Raw genomic sequence first — 251 nt, forward strand, 5'->3', positions numbered from 1 at the left:
CCTCTTACGATTGGGCGTTTTTCGATGCCCATCATATCAGGTACACTAAAACAGTAAATATCCGCATCAATGATACCAACCTTTTTCCCTAAACGAGCTAAAGCAATTGCAAGGTTAACAGAAACAGTCTATTTCCCTACTCCACCTTTTCCACTTGCCACTGCTAAAAATGTTGTATTTGAGTTCGGGGATAATAAGGATTCACTTTTCTCTTCCTCTTGCGGTGGTGCAAACTGAGCTAATTCCTCTTC

The 251-nt window shown here is 41.0% G+C and carries 1 pseudogene; it reads right to left on the minus strand.

From position 1 onward, the window contains the following. Positions 1-251 (minus strand): annotated as a pseudogene (locus tag JDS80_RS30950) (P-loop NTPase); the annotation flags it as partial.

The organism is Bacillus cereus group sp. N8, assembly GCF_016483685.1.
Classification (GTDB): Bacteria; Bacillota; Bacilli; order Bacillales; family Bacillaceae_G; genus Bacillus_A; species Bacillus_A proteolyticus.